The sequence below is a fragment of the Paraperlucidibaca baekdonensis genome, assembly GCF_003387535.1.
Lineage (GTDB): Bacteria > Pseudomonadota > Gammaproteobacteria > Pseudomonadales > Moraxellaceae > Perlucidibaca > Perlucidibaca baekdonensis.
In genome coordinates, this window is the sequence record NZ_QUNR01000004.1 from 208,626 (window position 1) to 222,931 (window position 14,306).

The following is a 14,306-nucleotide window of genomic DNA, read 5'->3' on the forward strand; positions in this document are numbered from 1 at the left end:
CACGTCAATCAGTCTGCGACAGCGTCACAAACCAGTTCAGTTTGCGACGTAGACGCACTACATCGCCAATGATAATAAGTGTCGGCGCTGGCAATGGTTGTTCGGCGAGGAGCTGCTCGATTGTTGCTAACGTGCCCACCACTACCTGTTGCTCAGGCTGCGTACCTTTCGAGATCATCGCCACCGGCGTTGTCGGCGCTAAGCCATGGGCCTGCAGCTCTGCGCGAATCGGCGGCAGGCTCACCAGACCCATGTACAACACCAGCGTTTGATTGGGGTGCACTAACTCAGCCCACGGCAAATCTGGCGTGCCATTTTTCAGATGCCCTGTGACAAAGCGCACTGACTGCGCGTAGTCTCGATGCGTGAGTGGGATGCCAGCATAGGCTGCACAGCCGCTAGCGGCGGTAATACCAGGCACCACTTGAAAGCTAATGCCGGCTTCGCTGAGCTCATCGATTTCCTCGCCACCGCGGCCAAAGATAAACGGATCGCCGCCTTTTAAACGACACACGCGCTTGCCTTCTTGCGCCAAGCGAACCAGCAAGGCGTTGATGCCCTCTTGCGGTAAGGCGTGGTCAGCGCGAGCTTTGCCGACATAGATACGCTCGGCATCGCGGCGACATAAATCCAAAATCGGAGCCGATACCAGCCGATCGTAGACCACCACATCAGCCTGCTGCATTAATCGGAGGGCTTTGAAGGTCAGTAAGTCGGGGTCGCCAGGGCCTGCGCCCACAAGATACACCTCGCCTGCCCCGCGCTGGTCAGGATGGGAGATGGCCTGTTCAATGGCGGCGCGCGCTTCCTCAACGCGGCCAGAAAACACCAGCTCGGGCATCGCGCCATCGAGTTGGGTTTCCCAAAATAAACGCCGCGCGGAGACATCTGGAAAACGAGCTTTGGCTTGGCCGCGAAACTCGCCTAAAAGCGCCGCCAATCGCCCATAGGCAGCGGGAATCAGCGACTCAATTTTGCCGCGTAATATGCGTGCGAGTACGGGCGAGACACCATTGCTGGAAATACCAATCAGCAAGGGTGAGCGATCAACGATGGCCGGGAAAATGACCGTGCACAGCGCCGGTGCATCAACGACATTCACCGGAATGCTCAGTGCTTGGGCGTCGGCGGAGACCTGTGCATTGAGCGTCAGATTATCGGTGGCTGAGACCACCAAGACATTGCCGATGACATCGCCGCTGGCGTAGCCACGCAGGCTAACGTGGCCACCGTGGGCCTCAATGGCGTCGCGAAGTGCCGGCAAAATATCGTAAGTGACCACATGAATACGCGCGCCGGCCCGCAATAATAACGATGCTTTGCGCTGGGCAATATCGCCGCCGCCCACTAATAAACAGGGTTTATCTTTCAGGCGAAAACCCAGCGGTAAGGTATCCATTAGGCCGTGGCTGTCAGGTGCGTTAAGCCGCCCATATAGGGTTGTAATACGGTTGGGATACGAATGTTGCCATTAGCCTCTTGATAATTTTCAAGCACTGCCACCAAGGTTCGGCCCACGGCTAAGCCGGAGCCATTGAGCGTGTGTAGCAAGTCTGGCTTGCCGGTCTCAGGATGGCGATAACGTGCCTGCAAGCGGCGCGCTTGGAAGCTGGCGAAGTTTGAGCAGGAGGAAATTTCACGATAAGCCTGCTGGCCAGGCAGCCACACTTCGAGGTCATAGGTTTTGCAAGCCGAGAAGCCCATATCGCCGCCGCAAAGCAGCATGGTGCGATACGGCAATTCGAGCGCCTGCAAAATCGCCTCGGCATGACTCACCAAGGACTCCAGGGTGGCATCGCTGTCTTCGGGACGAACAAACTGCACCAACTCAACCTTTTCGAATTGGTGTTGGCGAATCATGCCGCGCGTATCGCGGCCATAAGCGCCTGCCTCACTACGAAAACATGGCGTGTGGGCAACATAACGCTTGGGTAGCTGATCGGCTGGAATGATGTCATCGCGATGTAAATTGGTTACCGGCACTTCGGCCGTTGGAATCAAATACAGTTCGCGTTCGCCGTGCAGCTTAAATAAATCATCGGCAAATTTGGGCAGTTGACCGGTGCCCTGAAGGCTCTCGGCATTGACCAAATACGGCACATACACCTCGTGATAGCCATGTGCGTCGGTGTGCGTGTCGAGCATAAATTGCGTTAAGGCGCGATGGAGTCGAGCCAACGAGCCATTGAGCACGGTAAAGCGCGCGCCGCTGAGCTTGCTGGCGCGTTCGAAATCCATGCCCAAGTTGGCGCCCAGAGCGACATGATCTTGCACGTCAAAATCAACCGTTGCAGGTGTGCCCCAGCGCCGAATCTCAACGTTGTCGTCTTCACCTTTGCCGGCTGGCACACTGTCGTGCGGCATATTTGGCAGGCCTAATGCCATGTGCTGCCATGACGCTTGCACGTGACTTAAGGCCTGCTCCGCCTCGGCCAAAGCCGCATTAATCGCGGTCATTTCGCGTTGCAGGTCATCGGTATTTTCACCACTGCGCTTGGCTTGACCAAAACGTTTCGAGCCGGCATTACGCTCGGCTTGCAGGCGCTCTGCATCGAGCTGAAGTTGCCGACGCTGCTGCTCAATAGCCTCCAGATCAGCGCGCGCCAACACCACATGGCGCTTGGCTAAGGCATCGGCAACAGCGGCTAAATCATTACGCAATAGTTTCGGGTCCAGCATGGCAGCATCCTGTTAATACATTAATCAATGGGGTCGTCTTTGCCGCGTGTCCATTCGCTGGCAGCGTTCAGTTCACTGAGGCGCGTAAGTTTAGCCTGAATTTTCTGCTCTAAGCCGCGATTAACCGGGCGATAGAATATTTGTCCCTGTAAGGCTTCGGGCACATAGCGCTCACCGGCAACAAACGCATCGGGAAAATCATGCGCATAATGATAATCGAGACCGTGACCTTGTTGCTTCATTAATGCCGTTGGCGCGTTGCGTAAATGTTTCGGCACGGGTAATGAACCGTGGTTAATCACGGCGGCTTTAGCGGTTCTCCAGGCATTGTAGAGGGCATTGCTTTTCGCCGCGATGGCCAGATACGTCACGGCTTGCGCCAACGCTAACTCGCCTTCGGGTTGGCCTAGCCGCTCCAGTGCTTGCCAGGCCTCAAGCGCCAGGGTTTGCGCGCGTGGGTCAGCTAGGCCAATGTCTTCGCTGGCCATGCGCACCACGCGGCGGGCAATATAAAGTGGGTCACAGCCGCCATCAATCATGCGTGCCAACCAATACAGCGCGCCTTGCGGGTCGGAGCCGCGCACCGACTTATGCAGCGCCGAAATTTGGTCATAAAAGTCATCGCCATGTTTGTCGAAACGGCGCGCGCTGCCCTGTAGCAGATCATTGAGGCCATGCGCGTCTAGCAGGCCATGGTTGTCGGCTAAGTCGGCGGCGATGTCGAGCAGGTTCAGCGTGCGTCGGGCATCGCCATCGGCGGCATGCGCGATGGCGTGTTTTTGCTCAGCCGTGAGCGCCAGTGTGCGGCTAGCTAGCCCATCGCGATGGCTCAATGCCTGCTCGATAAGTTGCAGTAAGTCATCGTGGCTGAGGCTTTTCAGCACATAGACTCGGGCGCGCGAAAGCAAGGCTTTATTGAGCTCGAACGACGGATTTTCGGTGGTCGCGCCAATGAAAATCAGCGTGCCATCTTCAACGTGCGGCAAAAAAGCATCTTGTTGTGATTTATTAAAACGATGAACTTCGTCAACAAAGAGTACGGTGCGCTGGCCTTGCTGCTTGTAAAACTGTGCTTCATCAATGGCCGCGCGAATTTCTTTGACACCCGAGAGCACCGCCGAAATGGCTATGAGGCGCGCATCGCAGGCATTACACATGAGTCGCGCTAGGGTGGTCTTGCCAACACCGGGCGGCCCCCACAGGATCATCGAGTGCAGCTGACCGTGCTCAATGGCCTCACGCAAGGGTCGCCCGCGTGCCAGTACATGGGTTTGACCAATATAATCAGCAAGCGACTGCGGCCGAAGCCGAGCCGCTAAGGGTGCGAATGACGGCTCATCGATCACGTTTATTCACGAATAATGTCGGTGCCAGCGGGCGGCGTGAAGCTGAACTGCTCATCACGCAAGGTGATATTGCGCTGCGGTTTAAAAAACGCCACTTCTGTGCGCTGATTGCCAGCATCAAGCAGCGTCATTGCATGGGGAAGATCGCCTTTAAATGACAAATTCAGCTCGGTGAATAAGCTGTCTTTGGCGCGTGGCGTGAGGTGATACGTGGTCATAGCGCCGCGCTGGCTGTCACGCACACGAAACTGCTCGGCCAACTGGCTGGCATCACCAGTAAATAATAGCGCCGGCGTTTCACCCCAGGCCTCGCCTAGTGGCCGCACCAGAAGTTGCTGTAAATCTGGGTCATAAATAAATACCGAGGTGCCATCGGCGACAATCAGCTGGCTAAACGGCTGCTTCACTTCCCACCGAAATTGCCCCGGTTTGCGCGCCTGTAATGTGCCGGTGAGCACTTTGTCGGGCGCGCCACGACTCTGCGTGGTTTGCGTAAATGATGTGCTCAAGGTTTTCATCGCGGCTAAACGCGCCGCTAAGGCTGCACTGGCGGCTTGTTCTTGCGCTGGCGTGTAGGCCGCTTGCCGCGCTTGCTCGGGCGTCGCCACTTTGATGGCGATGGGCGGCTTTGCAGTTGGTGGCGCCGGTGCCGCTATGGCACTCATGGCGGCAAGACCGAAAGCCACTGCGGTTAAACGTGTGAACGCTGTCATATCCCTTCCTTCTCGCCCAGTATCGGCGACTTATTCGCGATGAGGTACGATGATTTCGCGCGTGCCATTGCTCTGCATGGCCGACACCACCCCGGCGTTCTCCATGGCCTCAACCAAGCGCGCGGCGCGGTTATAGCCAATTTTGAACTTTCGTTGCACAAACGAAATGGATGGCCGTCGCGTTTCCAGCACAAAGGCCACGGCTTCATCGTAAAGCGCATCTTGCTCGGGATCGCCACCGACATCATCGAAGCCGCCAAAACCGCCTTTACCACCGCCCTCACCCTCAGAGCCGCCGTCTAAAATGGCATCGATGTAGTCGGGCTCGCCGCGAGCGCGCCAGTCTCCACAAACGCGGTGCACCTCATCGTCGCTGACAAAGGCGCCGTGAACACGCTCAGTTAAGCTGGTGCCGGGCGGCAAAAACAGCATATCGCCATGACCCAGGAGCATTTCCGCGCCACCTTGGTCGAGAATGGTGCGCGAGTCGATACGTGAAGACACCTGAAAGGCAATTCGTGTCGGTACGTTGGCCTTGATCAAGCCAGTAATGACATCGACCGAGGGTCGCTGCGTCGCCAAGATCAAATGAATGCCCGCCGCCCGAGCTTTCTGTGCAATACGCGCAATCAACTCTTCGACCTTTTTGCCGACAATCATAATCATGTCGGCAAACTCGTCGATAATCACCACAATAAATGGCAATTTACCGAGATCTGGCGCTTCTTCCTCGAAAACATTGTCGCCGGCTTTCCACAGCGGATCCTTAATTGGCTCGCCAGCGGCAATGGCATCGCTGACTTTCTTGTTATAGCCATCGAGATTACGCACGCCGAGCTTAGACATCAGCTTGTAGCGCCGCTCCATCTCGGCAACACACCAGCGCAAGGCATTGGCGGCGTCTTTCATGTCGGTGACCACCGGCGTGAGCAGATGCGGGATTTTGTCGTAGACCGACAGCTCGAGCATTTTCGGGTCAATCATGATCAGGCGCAGCTCATCGGGCGTGGCCTTAAAGAGCATGGATAAAATCATGGCATTGACGCCAACAGACTTACCCGAGCCGGTGGTGCCGGCCACGAGCAAGTGCGGCATGCGCGCAAGGTCAGCGACAATCGGGTTGCCAGCAATGTCTTTACCCAAGGCCAGGGTCAGTGCGCTGGCTTTGGCCTCGTAGACGCTTGAGGTCAAAATCTCTGAGAGCCGCACCATTTCGCGATCTTGGTTGGGCACTTCAATGCCGACCACCGATTTACCAGGAATTACCTCCACCACACGAACCGAAATCATTGCCATGGCGCGCGCTAAATCTTTGGCAATATTGGTGATGCGCGCGACCTTTACGCCAGCCGCCGGTTGAATCTCAAAGCGCGTGATCACCGGGCCCGGCTGCACGGCAACCACGGTGGCGTCGACATTGAACTCTTTCAGCTTAATTTCCAGCAAGCGCGACATGCTTTCTAGCGCCTCGGCACTAAAGCCTTTGCCGTGTTGTGACTCGGCGGGGTCAAGCAAATCCATGGTGGGTAGGCTGCCCTCGCCCGGCGGCGCCGCAAATAGCGGTCGTTGCGTGGGGATTTTTTTAGCAGGCGTCACATGCGCGGCGGGCGTAATAGCGATATCCGAGCGCACACGCGGGGTGACATTAGCCACAGCTTGTGTTTCAGGCGTGTTGCGGGCAGCAACCACAGGAGGTCGCGCAAGGCTTGGCGTGGTAGTCGCAGGCGGTCGTAGGCGCTGCCAGATATGCCGAGCCAGTGCGCTCAGGCATTGCGCGAGATAGCACAGCCCTCGGCCCAGCAGCTCGCTGGCGCGGGTCCATGAGAACCCCGATGCCACGGTAAAGGTCACCAAAAACACGACCAATAAAATCAGCGTGCTACCAAGCAGGCCAGTGGCATGCCACATGCTAGCGCCCAAGGCTTGCCCAATCACACCACCAGAGGCGTTATTCAGGCCGTAATCGGGCGCAATAAAGTGAATATGACCCAGCGCAGTTAAGGCTAAAAGCGCCACCATCCAAGCAACAAACTGTGGCAAACCAACCAGTGCTTGCGATGGTCGACGCCATAAAATGGCCACGCGCCAGCACATCAAAGCCGGAATGGCATAGGCCAACGGGCCCAGCAAAAAGCCTAAGTAGTCGGCCAAATGCGCACCGGCGCTGCCAGCAGCATTGCGCAACGGTGCTTCGCCAATATGCGTCCACGCGCTGTCTTCGGGCGAACGCGTAAGCAAGGCCAAAAACACAAAGGCGGCCAACACGGACCAACCAATGGTTTTGACGTCGCGCCGCTGCCAGACGCGCGCGGCCATTTGACGAAGAGGTGTAGCGACGGTTGCCGTCGGCTTTGTGGTGTTATCAGGCAATGTAGGTTCCCATGAAGCGCACACGCTGTATAAGTAATGCGACATTGTAACCACACCACACCAAGATGCCATGCTTGCTATACTGAGCGTTGAATTTTTCCACAGTCTATTTTTGGAGTCCGCATGGCCCGTATTCACCATCGTTTAATCATTCTCGGCTCAGGCCCTGCCGGCTATTCGGCGGCCGTGTATGCGGCACGCGCCAACCTTAATCCGGTGGTAATTACCGGCATGCAAGCTGGTGGGCAGCTGACCACCACCACCGAAGTAGATAACTGGCCGGGCGATGTGGAGGGCTTAACCGGTCCGGTGCTGATGGACCGTATGCAGCGTCACGCCGAGCGCTTTGGCACGCAGGTGTTGTTTGATCACATCAATAAAGTCGAGCTAAACAGCCGGCCATTTGTGCTCACCGGCGATAGCGGCGAGTACAGCTGCGATGCGCTGATCATTGCTACCGGCGCATCAGCGCAGTATTTAGGCCTGGCCTCTGAAACGGCATTTATGGGGCGCGGTATCAGCGCCTGTGCAACCTGCGATGGCTTTTTCTATCGAGGCCAACGCGTGATGGTCGTTGGCGGTGGCAATACCGCGGTGGAAGAGGCGCTGTATTTGTCCAATATCGCTGAGCACGTCACGCTGGTGCATCGTCGCGATAAAGTGAAGTCTGAGAAGATCTTGCAAGATCATCTGTTTGAAAAAGAAAAGGCTGGGAAAATCTCGATTATTTGGAATCATGCCCTCGATGAGGTGCTGGGTGACGAAAGCGGTGTCACGGGCGCACGCTTGGTGTCTGCCAATACCCCCGACGACCGTGATGGCATCGCTCAAGAAGTCGCTGTTGCCGGCATTTTTATTGCCATTGGTCATAAGCCCAACTCCGATATTTTTGCCGGTCAGGTCGACATGAATAATGGCTATATTCGCGTGCGTAGCGGTATTGAAGGCAATGCCACGGCGACCAATGTGCCGGGCGTTTTTGCCGCCGGCGATATTGCCGATCATGTCTATCGTCAGGCCATCACCTCGGCCGGCGCGGGCTGCATGGCGGCACTCGATGCCGAAAAATACCTCGATGCGCTTGGCCATTAAGTAGCCGATGACCACTCAGCTGCCATGGCTTAGCGGCGATAGTGCATTTCCAGCACCGGAGACGGCGCTGGATTATCCCGATGGCTTATTGGCAGCCGGTGGTGATACCTCCCCGGCGCGCTTACAGGCAGCCTATCGTGCCGGTATATTTCCGTGGTCATCGGCCGGTGAGCCGCTATTGTGGTGGTCGCCAGATCCTCGGTGCGTCATTTCCCCGGCGGCCTTTGTGCCCAGCAGAAGCTTACAAAAAGTGCGCCGCCAACACGCTTGGCATGTTACTTGTAACGCCGCATTCGATGAGGTTATTGCTGCTTGTGCCGCGCCACGTGCGTATGCCGATGAGACCTGGATTACCGCAGAGATTCGCGCTGGTTATTGCCAGTTACACGCTTTAGGCTGGGCGCAAAGCATCGAGGTTTGGTATGACAACACACTGATTGGCGGCCTCTATGGCGTCACCGTTGGCCAGATGTTTTGTGGCGAATCGATGTTTAGTGTGCGCCGTGATGCATCAAAACTAGCCTTTTGGGCCTTGATGTCGTTGATGCGCGCATGGCACGTTCAGTGGGTCGATTGTCAGCTTGAAAACGATCATCTCATCAGCTTAGGGGCAACGATCATGTCGCGTCGTGACTATTTGGCCTATCTTGCGACGCAGCCTCATGCGCCGGCACTGCCCTGGTCTGAGGCAGCCGCTATTTGGCAGGCCGACGGCTTCAACGGAGCGGCACCGGCATGACGAGCGGCGCCAACATCACGTTTTTCACAACGGCTGCGCACTCCTGCAGCTACTTGGCCGATCGCGAAGCGGTGACGCTATTTGCCGACCCAGATGCCGAGATGACCTCGCATACCTACAGCCAGCTTTCTGATCTTGGCTTTCGGCGCAGCGGAAACTATGTCTATCGGCCGCAATGCCAGGGCTGCCAAGCCTGCATTTCGGTGCGTATTCCTGTCGCGCAGTTTCGCCCGCGCCGAGAGCAGCGCCGCTGTTGGCAGCGCAATCAAGACCTCAGCGTGCAGGTCGTGCCGGTAACGTGGTCTGAGGAACACTATGCGCTCTATGCGCGCTATATCAGCAGCCGTCACCGAGATGGCGATATGTATCCGCCAAGCCCGCGCCAGTACCGTGAGTTTCTCACCAGCGACTGGTCAGATACCGAGCTCGTGGAATACCGGCTCGATGGCCGCTTGGTGGCGATTGCGGTAACAGACACCCTCGCCGATGGCCTGTCGGCGGTTTACACATTTTATGACCCTGACATGAGCCCGCGTAGCCTTGGCAGTTTTGCTATTCTTTGGCAGATTCAGGCCTGCCGCGATAAAGACCTGCGTTATTTATATTTGGGTTATTGGGTGCGCCATGCCCCGCGGATGCGCTACAAAACGCAATTTCGCCCATTGGAGCTGCTCATTGAAAATGAATGGTTGCTAGCGCGCTGAGCTTTTTTCGGGCACAATGCGCGCGTTTTCGAAGCGACTGAGTTTCTATTCAGCGCCTTACATCCCATAGCCCCTGAGGCCTTTGCTGCATGTCGAAAGAAGATCAATTAGAGTTTGACGGTGTCGTTGTCGATACCCTTCCCAACACCATGTTTCGCGTAAAGCTGGAAAATGGCCACATTGTTACGGCCCATATTTCTGGCAAAATGCGCAAGCATTACATTCGTATTTTGACCGGTGACCAGGTGAAAGTAGAGATGACACCTTACGATTTAAGTAAGGGCCGCATCACTTACCGCGTGCGTTAAGCACTCGCCGGTAACTCGCCTATTTTGTAGCGCGTGCACCATAAAAAAGGTCGGCTAATGCCGACCTTTTTTATGGTTAATACCCGTGATTATTCCCAAATCACGGATTCGCGACGTGCCACCCATGTATCGGCATGACCAATATAATTATCTTCAATGACGTTGCGTTTGATTTTCATCGTTGGTGTTAGGTAGCCATTTTCAATGGTCCACTGATCCTTCACCACCACGATGTAATCGAGGCGTTCGTGATCTTCAAGCGTGGCATTCACGGATTTAAGCAACTCATTAAACTCGCGCGTTAAGGTCTCACGCGTTAGCTCACCATTTTTGATCTCTTTTTCCGCGTCTAAAGACAGCATAAACAATGCAAATGGCTGAGGCTGTGTTGGTCCGGTAACACAAATGACTTCGACTTTTTGGTGCACGTTGAGTTTTTGCTCAATCGGTACCGGTGCCACGTATTTGCCTTTCGACGTTTTGAAGAGCTCTTTAACGCGACCGGTGATTTTTAAGCGACCTTCCGCATCGATTTCACCACGATCACCTGTTTTTAAGTAGCCATCATCTGTCATGTCTTCGGCGGTTTTATCAGGTGCCTGGTAATAGCCCATCATTTGGCCCGGGCTTTTTACCTGCACTTCGCCATTTTCAGCAATGCGCTGTTCAACGCCGGGGTTGGCGTGGCCAACATATCCAACGCGCACCTCGCCTGGGCGTGAGCCGTGCGAGTAACCGAAGTTTTCCGTCATGCCGTAGACATCAAGCAGCTCGAGGCCTAGGCCGCGATACCACTGCATGATATTGGGAGGCAGCGGCGCTGATGCGGTAATAGCTAAACGGACTTTGTCGAGACCCAGTTGCTTTAAAACCTTGCCTTTAACCAAACGGTTGAGCAATGGAATATTGAATAAAATACGCTGCTTGGCGGGCGGCAGTTTTTCATTAATAGCTAAATAAAACTTGGTCCATAAACGTGGCACCGAGAAGAAAATAGTCGGCTGGGCACGTTGCAAATCGCGCTGGAAGGTCTCAAGACCATCGGCAAAAAACACGCGGAAGCCAAAATACAGCGAAGCGGTTTCAACCACGGCGCGTTCGGCTACGTGTGCCAATGGCAGATAGGACAGCATGCGGTCATCGCGATTAACTTTGTAGGTATCACGCAGCGCGTTGGCGACTGAGCACATGGTGCCGAAGCTGTGCATGACACCTTTTGGACGACCCGTGGAGCCTGAGGTATAAACGATCGTGGCCATGGCGCCTTCAGCCGGTAGCGTGAGGTCTTCGTCGCTAATCGGCGCTGTGTTGGCGATGATGTCGTCGTATTGCGGAACATCGCTGCGTGGCGACAAAGGCAAGCTCAGCATGGGCAAGCTAGGCAGATGCGGCTCGATGTCTTTCCAGCCGTCGGCAATGCCATCCATTTTGCCCAGAATCACGGCCTTACAGCCGGCATGGTCAAGGATATAAGCCGCAGACTCGCCATTTAGCGTGGGGTATAGCGGCACGGTGACATGGCCGGCCAACCAAACGGCCACATCGGCAATAATCCAATGCGCACTGTTACGACCAAGTAAGCCTACCGAGGCGCCCTCGCCCAAATTAAGTGCACGCAGATGACTTGCTAGGCGGCGCGCATGATCAGCTGCCTGGCCCCAGGTAATGTCATAAGACGAACCGTCAGCATTGGGTTGTGTCAGGTAAACAGCATTGGGGGAAGTTTCAGCCCAGTGCAGCAAGCAGTGCACTAAAGTTGAGCGAGAGGCATAACGGCTCATAAATTATCCTTTTAGCAATGTTTCTATTGTTATAAGTGTCAGAGTATTTATACCAGATTTGCATCGATTGGCGGGATATCGCAACGTAATTTCCACGATTATTGTGCCCGGATATGCTGCCGGTACTGCCCTGGCGCTAAACCATGCATACGCTTAAATGCTTGGCCAAAGGCCGTCTCGGAAGCATAGCCAGTCATGTCGGCAATGCGGCAAACTGGCTGATCACTATGGCGCAATTGCCATGCCGCAAGTCGCATGCGGTGCTCATGTAAATAGCGTTGCGGTGGCTTACCCATGATGCGCTGGAAACGATCAGCAAAGGCCGAGCGAGATAAATGCGCGAGCGCTGCCATCGCTGGCACCGTCCATTCGCGTTCTGGCTCGCGGTGAACGGCACTGAGCACGGTCGCTAAGGCGGGGTCTTTCAAGGCGCGCAGCCAGCTACTGTTATCCGCGGAAATGTGCTCAATGTAGACGCGCAAACACTCCATAAACCAAATATCGCCGAGCCTGTTGAGGATACTTTGCTGACCCGGACGTTGCTGGCTGATCTCGTGTTGTAGAAAAAGAATGCCAATGCGCAGCCATTCGGGCGGCTCTTGGCCTTGGCCGGCGACGAGAAATGCCGCAGGTAAAGCAGACATCAGTGGCTGGCCCAGCTCGGTATCGTAATCGCTGGCGGCTGTAAGCACCATCGCTGTGGCGTCGCCCTGACCGATGTCATAGGGCGCGTGTCGGCGCTCGCTAAGCGAATGGCCGATATTTTCACTGGTTGCGGAGCTATGGGAGCTATCCGATAACGTATGCACTTGGCCCGCCGGCAGTACCATCAAGTCACCGGCTTTTAAGGTGTAGAGCTGTTCGGCCGTGTGCAAATACACGTCACCAAACAGCACGGCATGAAAAATAGCGCGACCCGGCAAGGCCACCCGAGCAGACCACCGCTGATTGCCTTGAAGAAACACGTAACCCGCACCTTTTAAGTGAAGATCATCGAAAACCACGCTTAAAAAGTCTTCCATAAGGCATTAGTCGGCGTTTTGAGATAGATATCCGGTGATTTAAGCCTGCCACAAACCATTACATTGCACAATGATAGGGTCACAAGGCCATAAGAGCCTGATGGCAACGCGAGGAAAACCACGATGACGACCACCACAGCAGACACCAACTGGAGCGATGGTAAGCGCTATATGTGGCTATTAAGCCCCATGCTGCCAGTGCTTGGCATGTTGATTTTATTAGCCTATGAAATGACCGGCATTCAGGCGTTTTTATGGGGCGGACCAGCCCTGATTTTTATTATCATCCCGACACTCGACCGGCTCATTGGCACCGATAATAACAACCCGCCCGAGACCATGGTCAACGCCCTAGAGTCCGACAGCTATTATCGATTTATCGTCTACGCCTACATACCAAGTCAGTTCATTGTCACGGTCTGGGGCGCAGTGATTGCCGTGACCGCGGATTTATCGGCGTTTGGCTATATTGGCTTGGTGCTCTCGGTGGGCGCGATTAATGGGATCGCCATCAACACAGCCCATGAGCTTTCGCACAAGCGCGATGAATTCGGCCGTTGGATGGCAAAACTGACGTTAGCGCCGGTTGCTTACGGCCATTTCTACGCCGAACACGTGCGCGGCCATCACAAAAATGTCGCCACGCCCGATGATCCCGCGAGTTCACGCATGGGCGAGACTTTCTGGGCTTTTTTACCACGCACGATGATTGGCAGCGTGAAATCAGCGTGGAAAATTGAGGGCGAGCGCCTGGGTCGTCAAAACAAGTCTGTCTGGAGTCTGAGCAACGACAACTTGCAGGCGTGGGCACTGACGGTGGTATTTTTCGGTGCCATTACCGCCGTATTGGGTTGGTATGCACTGCCCTTTTTAGCACTGCAAGCCTTTTATGGTGCGTCGTTGCTAGAGGTCATTAATTATATTGAGCATTACGGCCTGCTTCGCCAAAAAGGCGCGGATGGCCGCTTTGAGCGCTGCAAGCCCGAGCATTCGTGGAATAGCAATCACATTGTCACCAACTTGTTTTTGTATCAGCTGCAACGCCACAGCGATCACCATGCGCACCCCACGCGCAGCTTTCAGGCGCTGCGTCATTTTGAGGAAAGCCCACAGCTGCCTTCGGGTTATGCCTCGATGCTGATTCCGGCCTACATCCCCTTTCTGTGGTTTCGCCAAATGGATCCGCTGGTCGCCAAGCATTACAAGGGGGATTTAAGCCGCGCCAATATTCAGCCGGGTAAGCGCGAGCAGATTTTGCGCTCAGCATTGAATCGTCAGCAAGCAGAGCACGCTAGCGATGGTTCGGCTGAGCGTGCGCCATTAACACCGGTAGCGGCTACCGCAGCGGCGATGTGTTATCGCTGCAGCGACTGCGGCTACACCTATGATGAACGCGAGGGCTGTCCCAAAGAGGGATTCCCGGCAGGCACGGCCTGGGCCAGCATTCCTAATGACTGGGCTTGTCCCGATTGCGCGGTGCGCGAAAAGGCCGACTTTGTGCCGGTCGCTTAAGCATTGCTGATAAAAAAGCCGCTCAGTGAAGCGGCTTTTT

At 55.4% G+C, this 14,306-nt stretch carries 11 protein-coding genes and 2 pseudogenes; 5 read left to right on the plus strand and 8 right to left on the minus strand.

The features are described from left to right. Window positions 1-4 precede the first annotated feature (4 nt). The 6 genes and pseudogenes from cysG to DFR26_RS11250 all read right to left on the minus strand — a co-directional run. Entirely contained in the window at window positions 5-1,399 is a 1,395-nt protein-coding gene (gene cysG / locus DFR26_RS09830; RefSeq protein ID WP_116208790.1) for a siroheme synthase CysG, read from the minus strand. Continuing rightward, window positions 1,399-2,679 (minus strand): serine--tRNA ligase, encoded by a 1,281-nt coding sequence (gene serS, locus DFR26_RS09835; RefSeq protein WP_116208791.1) that lies wholly within the window; start codon window positions 2,677-2,679, stop codon window positions 1,399-1,401. The genes cysG and serS overlap by 1 nt, the downstream gene beginning before the upstream one ends. A gap of 20 nt (window positions 2,680-2,699) precedes the next feature. Beyond that, window positions 2,700-4,025, minus strand: a complete 1,326-nt coding sequence (locus tag DFR26_RS09840) for a replication-associated recombination protein A (RefSeq protein WP_245953059.1) — start codon at window positions 4,023-4,025, stop codon at window positions 2,700-2,702. Window positions 4,026-4,027: 2 nt separating this feature from the next. Next, window positions 4,028-4,738, minus strand: a complete 711-nt coding sequence (gene lolA / locus DFR26_RS09845; protein WP_116208793.1) for an outer membrane lipoprotein periplasmic chaperone LolA — start codon at window positions 4,736-4,738, stop codon at window positions 4,028-4,030. A gap of 30 nt (window positions 4,739-4,768) precedes the next feature. Then, a pseudogene (locus DFR26_RS11245) lies at window positions 4,769-6,271 on the minus strand (DNA translocase FtsK); the annotation flags it as partial. Window positions 6,272-6,550: 279 nt separating this feature from the next. Continuing rightward, a pseudogene (locus DFR26_RS11250) lies at window positions 6,551-7,249 on the minus strand (DNA translocase FtsK 4TM domain-containing protein); the annotation flags it as partial. Here DFR26_RS11250 and trxB point away from each other — a divergent pair. The 4 genes from trxB (at window position 7,232) to infA (ending at window position 9,951) form a co-directional block, all read left to right on the plus strand. Beyond that, window positions 7,232-8,200 (plus strand): thioredoxin-disulfide reductase, encoded by a 969-nt coding sequence (trxB, locus tag DFR26_RS09855; RefSeq protein WP_116208947.1) that lies wholly within the window; start codon window positions 7,232-7,234, stop codon window positions 8,198-8,200. The pseudogene DFR26_RS11250 and the gene trxB sit on opposite strands and share 18 nt — an antisense overlap. Before the next feature lie 7 nt (window positions 8,201-8,207). Then, window positions 8,208-8,939 (plus strand): leucyl/phenylalanyl-tRNA--protein transferase, encoded by a 732-nt coding sequence (gene aat, locus DFR26_RS09860; RefSeq protein ID WP_116208795.1) that lies wholly within the window; start codon window positions 8,208-8,210, stop codon window positions 8,937-8,939. Next, window positions 8,936-9,643: an arginyltransferase gene (locus DFR26_RS09865; RefSeq protein WP_116208796.1), complete on the plus strand. Its 708-nt coding sequence runs from the start codon at window positions 8,936-8,938 to the stop codon at window positions 9,641-9,643. Before aat ends, DFR26_RS09865 begins: the two co-directional genes overlap by 4 nt. Before the next feature lie 89 nt (window positions 9,644-9,732). Then, complete coding sequence (gene infA, locus DFR26_RS09870; protein WP_116208797.1) at window positions 9,733-9,951, plus strand: translation initiation factor IF-1; 219 nt, start codon at window positions 9,733-9,735, stop codon at window positions 9,949-9,951. Window positions 9,952-10,040: 89 nt separating this feature from the next. On the opposite strand, the gene DFR26_RS09875 is transcribed toward infA, so the two are convergent. Beyond that, the gene (locus DFR26_RS09875) at window positions 10,041-11,732 is read right to left on the minus strand and encodes an AMP-binding protein (protein WP_116208798.1); all 1,692 of its coding nucleotides are present in this window, start codon (window positions 11,730-11,732) and stop codon (window positions 10,041-10,043) included. 98 nt (window positions 11,733-11,830) lie between these two features. Further along, window positions 11,831-12,754: an AraC family transcriptional regulator gene (locus tag DFR26_RS09880; protein WP_116208799.1), complete on the minus strand. Its 924-nt coding sequence runs from the start codon at window positions 12,752-12,754 to the stop codon at window positions 11,831-11,833. A 123-nt stretch (window positions 12,755-12,877) separates the two neighbouring features. On the opposite strand from DFR26_RS09880, the gene DFR26_RS09885 reads away from it, so the two are divergent. Continuing rightward, window positions 12,878-14,266, plus strand: coding sequence for a fatty acid desaturase (locus tag DFR26_RS09885; protein ID WP_116208800.1), 1,389 nt, complete (start codon window positions 12,878-12,880; stop codon window positions 14,264-14,266). Window positions 14,267-14,306 lie beyond the last annotated feature (40 nt).

Excerpts from the sequence above, each read along its gene's own strand:
- trxB (WP_116208947.1), top strand. The coding sequence starts at position 7,232 with ATGGCCCGTATTCACCATCGTTTAATCATTCTCGGCTCAGGCCCTGCC.
- DFR26_RS09880 (WP_116208799.1), bottom strand. The coding sequence starts at position 12,754 with ATGGAAGACTTTTTAAGCGTGGTTTTCGATGATCTTCACTTAAAAGGT.
- infA (WP_116208797.1), top strand. The coding sequence starts at position 9,733 with ATGTCGAAAGAAGATCAATTAGAGTTTGACGGTGTCGTTGTCGATACC.
- lolA (WP_116208793.1), bottom strand. The coding sequence starts at position 4,738 with ATGACAGCGTTCACACGTTTAACCGCAGTGGCTTTCGGTCTTGCCGCC.
- cysG (WP_116208790.1), bottom strand. The coding sequence starts at position 1,399 with ATGGATACCTTACCGCTGGGTTTTCGCCTGAAAGATAAACCCTGTTTA.
- DFR26_RS09865 (WP_116208796.1), top strand. The coding sequence starts at position 8,936 with ATGACGAGCGGCGCCAACATCACGTTTTTCACAACGGCTGCGCACTCC.
- DFR26_RS09885 (WP_116208800.1), top strand. The coding sequence starts at position 12,878 with ATGACGACCACCACAGCAGACACCAACTGGAGCGATGGTAAGCGCTAT.
- aat (WP_116208795.1), top strand. The coding sequence starts at position 8,208 with ATGACCACTCAGCTGCCATGGCTTAGCGGCGATAGTGCATTTCCAGCA.
- serS (WP_116208791.1), bottom strand. The coding sequence starts at position 2,679 with ATGCTGGACCCGAAACTATTGCGTAATGATTTAGCCGCTGTTGCCGAT.
- DFR26_RS09875 (WP_116208798.1), bottom strand. The coding sequence starts at position 11,732 with ATGAGCCGTTATGCCTCTCGCTCAACTTTAGTGCACTGCTTGCTGCAC.